Genomic DNA, 11,078 nt, shown 5'->3' with positions numbered 1-11,078 from the left:
GATCGGCGACAACATAAAGCGCTCGCGTTCGCCGGACCTGCATCGTCTCGCCGGCCGCCTCAGCGGCCTGGACGTCAACTACGACCTCTTCATCCCGCGCGAGATGGGTAAGGACTTCGACGCCTGCCGCGACGCCGGTCTTCGCGGTCTCAACGATCAGGGAGAAGACGGGCCGCCAGCATCTTGCCTTCAGAAACTTGCGACCGGCGTGGAATAGATTCCGCCCATGCTAAGTATATTGTGCATCAGACAAATCGGAAGCTCTGCCGGTGAGATGCCCCACCCCTCCACCTGCTGGACAGCCAGCAGTAAGCTTTTGAGGACTGGGCGGGTTGGCTGCGATCCCAGTCCACAGAGAACAAACGAGACGGAGAACCAGAAAATGTCGCAACAATTCGAAGAATATCGGCCTTCCAAGACGCTCTGGTTCTGGTCAGTGGTAGGCGCGGTGGTCCTCACCATGATCGTCGGATTCACTGCCGGCGGCTGGACCTTGGCAGGGACGGCAGCGGAAATGGCCAAGACCTCAGCCATAAAAGCCAGGGCAGAACTGGCCGCCAATCTGTGTGTCCAAAAGTTTATCACGGCATCCGACGCGAGCCAAAATCTGGCCAAGCTGAAGGAAACGTCTTCCTACCAGAGGGACGGTTTCATTACCGACGGTGGCTGGGTCAAATTCGCCGGAATAAAAAAGGATGCACCGGGCGCCGCTGATCTGTGCGCGGAAAAACTGGTCGCGCTGGACGCGATTCCGACGAGCACCGTGTCTGAGGATCAGACCAAGGGTTGATGCCATACGTCTGCTGGCGAGAACCTCAACGGGCGCATGTCACCCGTAAAACCTGATCTGAGGCCCGTGGTGACTTGAAGTGCGGTGGCCCGAGCCAGACGCTACCTGGACGACGAATCGTGCATCTTCTCTCGGCATTGAAATCAGCTCGCCTCAAAGCGCGGCGGGCTTCTACAAGAGCATAGGACGGCGTCCGGCAATCAACGCTCTCGTTTGTTGCTATGCGAGATTGCCGTTCCACATTCCGTGGCAGATTGCATGAAGTCGACGGCGAATCTCGGCCCGAACGTCCTCAGCAAGGCCGGGCATCACTGGTCTATCTCTCTTGCTCGGTTCATCCTGATAGCTGCATCGCTCGCAGGATCCGCGACGGCGACTGGACTCCGCTCCAAGGCTAATCTTCTCGTTCTGCCTCGCTTTGCCACGCTTAGAGCCTCATCAGCCAACCTTCGTGTCGGGCCTGGCATGGGGTATCAAGTTGAATGGGTCCTTATGCGCCCGGGAATGCCGCTGGAAATCTACCAACAGTATGACAATTGGCGACGGGTCAGAGATTGGGATGGAACTAGCGGATGGATTCATGGAGCGCTCCTGTCAGGCCGCAGGGCGGCCGTTGTCGCGCCCTGGGCCAAGGACAACGTTGCGCTGCGGGACAAACCGTCCACTGGCAGTTCGGTTGTGGCCTGGCTGCAGCCTTGCGTGCGGGTAGAACTGACCCGATGCGACGGACAATGGTGTGCTGTTGGACTGGGCCCCAAATCCGGCTTCATCAGGCAGACCAGTATGTGGGGCGTCTATCCCGGCGAGGTGCTTTGAAGCGACCCGCACGGGTCGAGTGGCTTGCGGACGATCACAGGCAAGCATTCCAGAGGACGGATTGTTGAGCGACCCCTCTTGTGAACAACGTGCTGCCTGTTGCGGGCCCGATCCTTCCACTCACCATTTCGTGAATCGTGGTGACGGCAGTCACGAACTCTCGAAGAGCCGAGAGCGAGATTTTTTCCGGGCGAAGGCCTCGGGGACACTATGGCGCTGCTAAGCTGGAAGGAAATAATGGGCATCAAATCAGTTGGAGCGGGCATCGCATGTTTGCTGGTTTCTACCACTTGGGTGCAGGCTGCCCCAAGACTCCTCTCGCGGCACGGCGCTTGGGGCGTCTATTCTTATCGTGCCGACACGACAAGGTGCTATGTCTTGAGTGTCCCCGTTTCCAAACTGCCGGCCGGTGTCGATCATGGCGAAAATTTTGTAACGGTCTCGCGCACACCGGTCGAGGAACAGCCCGAGGCAATCATGGGGTATCGGCTCAAGCCAGGGTCGAATATCAATGTGGTGATCGCAGACCAGCGCTTCTCAATGTTCACGCAAGATAACAAGGCCTGGCTTCAGAACGCCGGTGAGGATCGGTCAATGATCAGTGCGATGCGAGCCGGAAGCAACATGAAGCTGTTCGCCACGTCCTGGAGGGGCACCCAAACCCAGTACGTATATTCCCTGATGGGATTGAGCGCCGCATTGCAGGCGAGTAGCGCTTGCAAATAGAAATTCCAATGGCCCTGCTTGGTACTGCCAGAGGCCTTGCTGGCTCGACATCGAATAGGAGCGACTGCTCAGTCATCAGGCTCACTCTCACCATCTTGAATGGGAACCCATGAGAGAGATTTTGAGGACTGCTATCGTAATCGCATTGATCGCGGTCGCAGTTGTCCTGCTTTTGCTGGCACCAAGAGGTTTTCGCGCCGGTCCGTCCGATCCGATTGTTAGTTCCGGTCATTCTCGCTTGCGGCTTGCAGACATCAGCCTCGGTTTGCCGGCAGCCTCGGATAGAGCGGCCTGAGCTGGTCTGATCTTCAGCTTGGCGCCACCCATTCACACCCAATGCCAAGCGCGACCCCTTGAAGCTCTCGGGGCGCTAATCTCTTTAGCACCCGCGCCGGCCTCCCGTCCCCGAGAAGGAGATACAGCTGTGATCCGTCGCGGCCTTTGGGCGGGCAAAAAATCCGGCGGCCTTGGAATAGTTTCCGGTGCTGTCCGGTATAGTCCAGGACAGGCAAGCTAGTCGCCCCTCGCCTGTCAGGCCCAGCAGGCCCCTCCTTGGTTGTCCCTTAACTGCTGGGCCTCCCTCGCCGAAAGGATCATCCATTGTCTGGCGCCAGGAATGACACGGCCGGCCACGAAGGAGCGGATTTGCAGCGCTCGGACCTGCGCGCAGCCTTCATGTGGCGAAACGCGCTAAGTGTGCCACTGACGCCAAAAACTGCAGACGGGCTGGCAACTCTGGCGAGCCGGATGAATGTCAGTCGCGATGATCTCATTGAGAGAGCTCTGAGCGAGTGGCTGGAAACACGGTTGATGGATTCAGTCCCAGGCGACGATTTGATCCCATCGACAGGATCGGACCAGCGGTCAAGCAAATTGAAGTCAGTGGGGTTGGAATAGTTTCGGCTCCCGGTCAGTATATGGGCCATGAAGGTGAACTTCGACATCACTCCACACTTGGAGGACCTGTGGCGCTATAGCAGGGTGCTCACAAAAAATGACACCGACGCGGATGATCTGGTGCAGGAGGCGCTTGTTCGGGCACTCGGGTTGTCGCGCACCTACGACGCCTCGCGCCCGCTGATGCCGTGGTTGATCACGATCGTGCGGAACACATTTTTCACCAGCGCTGTCCGAGTTGATGCTGAGCGCCGTCGCTTGGCTGCTTATGCCCAACAATGCGACCCGTTGCTGATGCCATCGCAAGAACACTGCGCGGAGCTTTCCAACGTTCAACGGGCGCTAGAGGGACTACCGCCTGACCAAGCCGAAGTGCTTCATTTGGTCGCCGTCCTAGGCTTCACCTATTCGGATGCTGCCGCGGTGCTTGGGATTCCCGTGGGAACAGTGATGTCTCGTCTGAGCCGCGCCCGGACTGCCCTGAAACACGATATGGAAAAGACGAACGATGCCGCACGAGCTCAATTGAAAATAGTGGGAGGCCGTGATGTGGCCAAGTGACCGAATTTCCGAAGAGGAGATAAACCGGTTTCTTGACGGCGAGCTGTTGCCGTCCCGGAGGTCTGAACTCCAGGCGCGGCTTGCCCGCGAGCCGGAAGCAGCGGCGGAGGTATTCGCGCAAGCACAGCGCATGGAAGCGTTGCGCAATCTACAGCCCCAGCGGCTGTTTCCACCTCGAGCAAGCCTGGACGGGGCCCGGGACTTGGAGAACGCGTTCCGACGAAGGAAAGTATTTGCCGTGTTCAAGTTGCAGCTGGCTGCGGCGGCGCTGGTGTTCTTAGGCTGGTCAGCCAATTCGTTGACCGAGCCGCTTCGCCAAGGCGGTCAAAAGGCGGATGAGACGTTCATTCTCGCCGCGCGGGACGCCTTACGGGTCGCCCAGCTCAATGCCGGCCCTGAGAAGGGCAGCGAGCCGAAGCAGGATAAGATCGAACGGCTGATCGGGGCGGTAAACATAAGCATGCCCGCTCTTCCGACAGTCTGGCGGGTGAAGGACGTTCAGGTTCAACCCTGGAATGGGAAGCAGAGCCTGGTGGTGACGGCGGACACCCCAAGCGTTGGCCGTATTACGCTGGTGGCAGTTCCCATGAACGGCGAAGACGCCGTCCCCCCAACTCCGGCCACTGACGGTCGAGTGCCCACCGTGTACTGGCAGTCGGGTGGCACGGCATATGCGCTGATGGGTTCTGCCACGCCAGATCGCCTGGAGAAGGAAGCAAAGGACATGGAAGTGGCTAGCCGCAGAAATGTCGCCCCCAACGTCAGAGGTTAAGCTGCTGGCCGGCCGTAGCAGCGACGAACGGATGTCTCAGGAGCACGGCGTTGACGGCTTTGGACGCTCGACAGTAGGTGACTGGGAAATTCGAATTTGCGAGCAAAATCGGCTTAGTTTTCGGCGACATGAGCTTGCGCCGACAAGAGGCCTTGCAGATTCAGCGCATCGGTCGGGGCGCGCCAACGAATACGGTTGCCGCGGCGTTGCTGCTCTAAGCCATATCGATCGAGGAAGTGCGAACGCGTGAGGTCGCCGTGTAGTGCTTCAATGCCTTTGATGTAATCTGACGCCTGACAGACGCAGCTAGAGTCGTCAGCCCGTTGGCATACTCACGATCGTTCATCTCGGAAGGGCCGGGCCCTCCGCCCACGCTGCTTTCCGGGCTCGTTTTGTATCTAGCCGTTGTTGAGCGAATTGCTGTCGGTTTTGTTCGGACGACGAGAGCCCGTTTTCTGGAGCCAGGCTTTGAATTTGTCGGCATCGACGCGCACTCTGATAGCGGGAACGCCTGGCGGCGTTGCTCAGCTTCAGACGCTTTGAAACTTCCCGCCAGTCCTCCCAGGTCGGCCGCAGATCACCAATTTCCGAAAGCTCGAGGATAAGTGCGTAATCGCCAGGACTGTAGACCGGAGCGGCCGGCCATTGACTGGTGTCGGTCATCGCCTTGCCTTGCGCCACCCGGCCGACAGTACTTCGGCCTCGCTGCAGAACCAGCGCTCGCCTTTTAAAAGGCTGATCCGCGTCTCCGAGTAATATTCCTGGCCGGGGACATGATAGATGCGCCCGCCGCCATTGTAGCTGATGTTGCCCTTAATGTTGCAGCTCGTGAACTCGGGACCGATCTGGATCGCCAGGCCAATACCGAGCATTGTCAGCAGCGCTAGAACCCCCGCCCACCAAGGTGCGCGGGCCGGCGGCCGCCTATGGCCACATTATTGTCGGCGGTTGTACTCGTTGTCTGCAACATCGTGGTACCGCTTCCCTGCGGGACGACCATTCTGGGCTTTGTGTGGTCGCGAGCCCATTTACTTTGGACTGTTGCAGGCGATGCCGTCGTGATTGGCGTCCAGCCTGTTCGTATCGGGGCCGGAGATGGGCGCATTCGCCGGGACCACCGGATTATTTCCCTTCCCGCCGGCGCAGTCCAGATCCACCGCCGAATAGCCGCGGCGCCGACAGGCGTGGTGCGCCTAAAATGCCTACACCCAAATCGCGGCAGCATTCAGCAGCGCACCGCCTCACATCACCCGACCTGCTCAACGACCAGCGTCCCCGCCTGAAGCGGCTTGATCAAGGATTTGGCGGATACCAAGGGATCAAGCCAGCTCGCCCAATCCTTGCGCTCCAGGATCACGATCTGCCGATCGTGATATGGGGCGATGTCCGGACCGGGTTCCATCGTGAGCATGGTAAACGCCGCCCCGACATCGTCGGTTTCGCGCCAGATCCCGCCGATGCAGAAGATCGGCTCGTCACGCTTGGTGAAGAGCCACTTGTCCTTGCGCTTCTTCCCCTTCTCTGTCGGTTCGGTGAATTCGTAAAAAGCCATCGGCTGGGAGCGAACCGATATGTTGGCCAAAAGGTTGATAGCACGCGTGAGACTAGCGTCGCTAAAACTCGCTCGTTGGTCGGGCTCTGGTGGCACCAACTTCTCGCCAATCGTGGCTGCCAGAGCTCGGCCCATGGGCAGACCCAACTCGGCGCTGGTCCACCCACCACTAATCGCCGTTGGCGAGATCACAGCACTCTCAATCCGCATTGCGAAATGTGCTGGTAAGATAAAGAACTTGCGGCATTGCTACCACGGCCTGCCGCAATTTCCCTAGCCGTCTCAGTGGACATTCTCCCACAGCACACCCGCCTCCTTGGCTGCGAGACGGAACAGCCGCCGGGCCTCTTGCGGGGTCGCTTGATCGGCAAGACAGGCCATGCAGGCGCGGACTGCTTTCTCCCAGTGGGGGCCGCGTTTGTTCCATTTCAGTAATTCGGCAGCGGCGCCCTCAACGTTGGAGCAGTGATACGTGGAGCCCATCTCACCCGTTGTCACAGGGACTGCAGGGCTAAACCATCTGAGTGCCATCGGGGAGGTTCCTCGTAGAGGCTGGTTTCTTCTGCATGGTCCAGCCGTTCAAGGAGTTCTTTGAGTCTATCCGGGATCGTTTCGTCAACGCGGAAGATGGGCAAGGTCGCCGTGTAGTGCTTCAATGCCTTTGAGCTAATCTGACGCCTGACAGACGCAGTTAGAGTCGTCGGCCCGTTGGCATTCTCACGATAGTTCATGTCGGATTTGTCCCACAATATCCGCGGCCCAACACCTGAGCCGGCGAATCGTTCCGAAATTAATCAAAATTGTGGCAAGGACCCCGCCGCGACTGACCAGCGAAGAAGGCCGACTAGGCCAAGAGCCCAATCGACCTCCATCTTCGCGGGGGACTTGGAGGGGACCAGTCCACCCGGTTCGAACCTTCATTAAGCTCTATCTAAAATAGATCGGCAACCTACACCTTTGGATGGCAGCGCTGTCATTCTTCTCGATCCATGTCCCTCACAGTCCGTACCAATTGGCAGCGTTGTCACGGCAGGTCTGCGCAACGACGATCGGCCCTTTGAGTTGAACTTTGGAGACCACGCGACCTCCTCTCTATTCACGCTGATACCATATTCTTGCGTGGAGACTCGATCCTTCGCCAGCTTACCGCCTGCCGCTACTTGAGGCCACCGAAACGTCCGGGCGTGACGGCTCTATGACGTAAGCATGGTCATCCGGGTCGCGCATGGCACGCATTCTTACATCGTTATCCGCAGCGCTCCAAGGCCTGCCAATTTCGTATACAAGACGTGTGCTGGCAATATCATTGGCTTTTCGGCGAAATGCAGGATCGGCAAGCGGGCCCTGGTGGGGCTTGCGATAGCATAGCAACTCCAGATGCGGGGCGGGGCTAACCGGTGTGAGCGCGATGACGTCGACCTCGGCACCTTGTACATCATCGAGGCTTTCCTGCGCCGGCCCGTGGTTGAAGGTGCACGCGGACACGCTAAGGCCGAGGTTCTCGTAGTAAGCAACGCTGACGTGGGTGTCGGAGACCGTTATCGCCGAATGATCGATTCCCAGACAACATTCGTCAGGCGAGATTGTAGACCAACGCGAGTCGGCGGCTCCGGGGAATTTGAGCAATTCGAGCGGATGGCCGTCCGGATCTCGGAATTTGTACGCAGTAACACCACCGGACGACGCGGGCAGACGCTGTGGCCCGCCCCTGGAGATGGGCGTCCACCCCGCCACTGTTGAAAGGCGTTGAAAGGCTTGGCGGATGTCGGTGACGACGATCGCAAAATGCTGGAAGACAAGGTCTGAGGCAGACGATGCGAACGGATACGGTTCGCCCGGTAGCTCGAACTGCAGCAATTCGACGGTCTGATGTCCAAGGCCAAGTGTGATGCGATCCGCGGCACCGCTAACGCCCATCAGCCGCTCGAAGTGAGGGCCGCCGAGGCGATCCTTTGCTATCCGGCGACAGCCGAAGGCTTTTTCGTAGAACCGGGCGGCGCCTTCGGCATCGGCCGTCGTAAGGCTGAAACAGGCGATCCTCTCGACGGACGGCACCTCGGCGGTCATGGCCACGACACCCCGCGGCGATTGAGGAAGATGGCATAAAGCGTGTGAGAGCCGGCGATAAAGAGCCTGTTCCGGAACGGGCCACCGAACGTCAGATTGGAAACGCGGTAAGGGACGAGGATCTTTCCGAGCAGTTTGCCGTCCGGCGCGATGCAGTGAACACCGTCCGCCGCGCTGGACCAAAGGTTGCCGTCTCCGTCGACGCACAGGCCGTCCGCATAGCCGGGTTCGATCTTATGGAAGATTTCGCCGCTACCGAGCTCGCCGTCCGGCGCGACGTTGAAGGCCATGATGTATTGTTTAGGATCGTCGGTGGTCTGATCGCCGGTTTCGGTAACGTAGAGACGACTTTCGTCAGGGGAAAATGCGAGGCCGTTCGGACCGTCGAAATCGGCGGACATGACGGCGATCCGCTTGGTTTGCGGGTCGAACCGATACAGCGCCGGCGGCTGCTCGGAAGGCTGGCGGCCGCCTTCATAGTCGGTCTGAATGCCGTAAAGCGGGTCGGTGAACCAGATCGAGCCATCCGACTTGACGACCACGTCGTTCGGCGCGTTGAGGCGCTTACCGTCGTGCCGATCGACCAGCCGCGTGACCGTGCCGTCCCATTCGGTCCGAAGCAGGCACCGCTTGCGGTGCGAGCAGGAGATCAGGCGGCCCTGTGTGTCGCGCGCCTGCCCGTTGGCGTAGCCCGACGGAGCGCGATAAACGGATACGCCGGCGTCTTCGATCCAGCGCATGGTACGGTCGCGCGGCAGATCCTGGAACAGCAGGCAGTTTGCGTCGCCCATCCACACCAGCCCCTCCACCCAGCGAAAGCCGCCGGCGAGTTCCTCGAGCGGCGCATTTTCGAGGATATAATGGGCAAATCGCCGATCGATGATGTCGAAGCTCTTCATCACACTATCTGAATTGGCAACGCAGGAATGGTGCCGGCGCATCTTCCAATTGAAGGACCATCAACACGGCGGGCGTATCGCCGACCGTACCGGACCGATGTCCGCGCTTGTCTTCGATCTGCCGGCAGTTCTGATCACCGCCGAAAGACAATTCGCCTGGTCCCATTTCGACGCGCTCGCCGTCCATCGACTCGACGAACCAGCGGCCCGAGAGCGGAACGATCCATTGCGGCTTGGGGTTCTCGTGCCACGTGCCGATCCAGCCGACAGGCAGCACTGTGACAAGCGTCGTCATCTGCCCGGTCAGCCGTCTGCCCTGCCATTGCGGATCGGCAGGCGGCTTTATCGACGCCAGGGCGAATTCAGTGAGCGCGCAACGTGTCTGCCGGCTGACCCCGTCGCTGTCCGTCCAAAGATGCCAATAAGAAACTGTTGGGCTTGCTGTCATCCCACGTCTCCATGGGTCATCCGATAGGGATGTGACGAAGCAAGCGGATGGCGCAGGAAATGCTCGACGTCAGTGGTGTTGGAACCGAAGGCGAGGAGAAGAAAGCCGCCGGCAAGTGCGAAGTTCTTGAGAAATTCCCAGAATACGTCCCTGCCGCTGTTGTTGCCCTTCAGCCGAAAGCCGGGCTCGCGCCAGAACTGTTTCCACAACAGCGCCGTGATAAGGCAGTAGCCAGCCAGTATCAAGGCTGCAAGCCGATCGGCGACCCCCCCCAAGATCGCGAGCGACATGCAGACTTCGAGGCAAAATCCGACAGCGACTAAAGCCGCCGCCAGCAGGCGGTTTGGAACCGCCTGCGACGCCTGATCTATCGCCAGCCTGAAGTTCAGAGCTTTGTCCAACGCGCTGAATGGTAGAAACAGAGCTACTAATAAACAGCGCACCGCGAGAGCGATCAGGACGAGCATCGAACAACCTTTTTCGGTCACCGGCCGACCAACTGCGGACGCCCGCACCGTCACGTCGGACAGAGAACCCGATCCCTAGGGCAACGGGCCGCACCACGATGAATATACGTTCAAGCACCCAATTGGTTCGGAACCGCGCATCACAAAATTGTTCCTGAACGAGTACCCCGATGTCACGGAAACGAGCGGACCTTTTGCACTTTCGAGGCGTTCATTAGCGTCCGCGCAGTTTTCAGGGTCTGCGATTGCCGTCCGGTCCGAAAGTCCGCCATGCCCGAATTCAAGCCATTAGCCAGGCAAAAAGCCATCGTAACGGGGGCCAACTCCGGTATCGGCGAGAGCGTCGCCATCGCCCTCGGAAATGCGGGCGCCGATGTGGTGGTGAACTATGTCGAAGGCGACGATGCCGCGAACGCCGTCGCGGATCGAATTCGTCGGAGCGGCAGCAAGGCTATCGCGCACAAGGCTGATGTGTCGGCGGAGAACCAGGTCGAGGAAATGTTCGAGCGCGCCAAGCGCGAATTCGGCACCATCGACATTCTCGTCGCCAATGCGGGCCTGCAACGCGATTGCGCCTTTGCCGAGATGACGCTGGAAAAGTGGAACAAGGTCCTCGGTGTCAATCTGACCGGACAATTTCTCTGCGCCCGGGCGGCGACGCGCGAATTCCTGCGCCGCGGGGTCGTTTCGTCCGTTTCGCGCGCGGCCGGCAAGATCATCTGCATGAGTTCTGTGCATCAGGAGATACCGTGGGCCGGCCATGCCAATTACGCCAGCTCGAAAGGCGGCATCAAACTGCTGATGGAAAGTATGGCCCAGGAGCTTGCACCCAAACGCGTACGCGTCAACGCCATTGCGCCGGGCGCGATACGGACACCCATCAACACGTCTGCATGGGACACGCCCGAAGCCCTGAAGAGCCTGCTGACGCTGATCCCCTACGGGCGGATCGGGCTGCCGGAAGACATCGCACGGGCGGCGGTCTGGCTGTCATCCGACGAGTCCGACTACGTCGTCGGCACCACGCTCTTCGTCGATGGCGGCATGACCCTCTTTCCGGGCTTTTCGACCAACGGTTAAACG

The 11,078-nt window shown here is 59.5% G+C and carries 13 protein-coding genes and 2 pseudogenes; 7 read left to right on the top strand and 8 right to left on the bottom strand.

What is annotated here, in order from left to right:
* From FJ941_RS26195 to FJ941_RS26165, 6 genes and pseudogenes are all read left to right on the top strand, one after another.
* A pseudogene (locus tag FJ941_RS26195) lies at window positions 1-217 on the top strand (hypothetical protein); the annotation flags it as partial.
* Between the two features lie 165 nt (window positions 218-382).
* The gene (locus FJ941_RS26190; protein WP_140510193.1) at window positions 383-790 is read left to right on the top strand and encodes a hypothetical protein; all 408 of its coding nucleotides are present in this window, start codon (window positions 383-385) and stop codon (window positions 788-790) included.
* Between the two features lie 258 nt (window positions 791-1,048).
* On the top strand, window positions 1,049-1,606 hold the full coding sequence (locus tag FJ941_RS29710) for an SH3 domain-containing protein (protein ID WP_140510191.1): 558 nt from the start codon (window positions 1,049-1,051) through the stop codon (window positions 1,604-1,606).
* A gap of 237 nt (window positions 1,607-1,843) precedes the next feature.
* Window positions 1,844-2,332: an invasion associated locus B family protein gene (locus FJ941_RS26180; RefSeq protein WP_140510190.1), complete on the top strand. Its 489-nt coding sequence runs from the start codon at window positions 1,844-1,846 to the stop codon at window positions 2,330-2,332.
* 924 nt (window positions 2,333-3,256) lie between these two features.
* Complete coding sequence (locus tag FJ941_RS26170) at window positions 3,257-3,790, top strand: sigma-70 family RNA polymerase sigma factor (RefSeq protein ID WP_140510186.1); 534 nt, start codon at window positions 3,257-3,259, stop codon at window positions 3,788-3,790.
* Window positions 3,777-4,562 (top strand): hypothetical protein, encoded by a 786-nt coding sequence (locus FJ941_RS26165; protein WP_140510185.1) that lies wholly within the window; start codon window positions 3,777-3,779, stop codon window positions 4,560-4,562. Before FJ941_RS26170 ends, FJ941_RS26165 begins: the two co-directional genes overlap by 14 nt.
* Before the next feature lie 659 nt (window positions 4,563-5,221).
* Here FJ941_RS26165 and FJ941_RS26160 read toward each other — a convergent pair.
* The 8 genes and pseudogenes from FJ941_RS26160 to FJ941_RS26125 all read right to left on the bottom strand — a co-directional run bounded on the left by FJ941_RS26160 (window position 5,222) and on the right by FJ941_RS26125 (window position 9,995).
* Window positions 5,222-5,434, bottom strand: a complete 213-nt coding sequence (locus tag FJ941_RS26160) for a hypothetical protein (RefSeq protein WP_140510183.1) — start codon at window positions 5,432-5,434, stop codon at window positions 5,222-5,224.
* Window positions 5,435-5,808: 374 nt separating this feature from the next.
* A pseudogene (locus FJ941_RS26155) lies at window positions 5,809-6,108 on the bottom strand (SOS response-associated peptidase family protein); the annotation flags it as partial.
* A gap of 288 nt (window positions 6,109-6,396) precedes the next feature.
* Complete coding sequence (locus FJ941_RS26150) at window positions 6,397-6,597, bottom strand: DUF982 domain-containing protein (RefSeq protein WP_246674014.1); 201 nt, start codon at window positions 6,595-6,597, stop codon at window positions 6,397-6,399.
* Between the two features lie 11 nt (window positions 6,598-6,608).
* Window positions 6,609-6,845, bottom strand: a complete 237-nt coding sequence (locus FJ941_RS26145) for a hypothetical protein (RefSeq protein ID WP_140510180.1) — start codon at window positions 6,843-6,845, stop codon at window positions 6,609-6,611.
* A gap of 412 nt (window positions 6,846-7,257) precedes the next feature.
* Complete coding sequence (locus FJ941_RS26140) at window positions 7,258-8,181, bottom strand: VOC family protein (RefSeq protein ID WP_140510178.1); 924 nt, start codon at window positions 8,179-8,181, stop codon at window positions 7,258-7,260.
* A complete protein-coding gene (locus tag FJ941_RS26135) occupies window positions 8,178-9,080 on the bottom strand; it encodes an SMP-30/gluconolactonase/LRE family protein (RefSeq protein ID WP_140510177.1) in 903 nt (300 codons plus the stop codon). The genes FJ941_RS26140 and FJ941_RS26135 overlap by 4 nt, the downstream gene beginning before the upstream one ends.
* Window positions 9,081-9,084: 4 nt before the next feature.
* Window positions 9,085-9,528, bottom strand: coding sequence for a cupin domain-containing protein (locus tag FJ941_RS26130; RefSeq protein ID WP_140510176.1), 444 nt, complete (start codon window positions 9,526-9,528; stop codon window positions 9,085-9,087).
* The gene (locus FJ941_RS26125; protein WP_140510174.1) at window positions 9,525-9,995 is read right to left on the bottom strand and encodes a DoxX family membrane protein; all 471 of its coding nucleotides are present in this window, start codon (window positions 9,993-9,995) and stop codon (window positions 9,525-9,527) included. The genes FJ941_RS26130 and FJ941_RS26125 overlap by 4 nt, the downstream gene beginning before the upstream one ends.
* Window positions 9,996-10,265: 270 nt before the next feature.
* On the opposite strand from FJ941_RS26125, the gene FJ941_RS26120 reads away from it, so the two are divergent.
* The gene (locus tag FJ941_RS26120) at window positions 10,266-11,075 is read left to right on the top strand and encodes an SDR family oxidoreductase (RefSeq protein WP_140510172.1); all 810 of its coding nucleotides are present in this window, start codon (window positions 10,266-10,268) and stop codon (window positions 11,073-11,075) included.
* Window positions 11,076-11,078: the final 3 nt, after the last annotated feature.

This window comes from Mesorhizobium sp. B2-3-13 (assembly GCF_006442195.1).
In the GTDB taxonomy this organism is placed as follows: Bacteria; Pseudomonadota; Alphaproteobacteria; order Rhizobiales; family Rhizobiaceae; genus Mesorhizobium; species Mesorhizobium salmacidum.
Note: the sequence above shows the minus strand (reverse complement) of the source record. Positions and strands in the feature narration are given on the sequence as shown.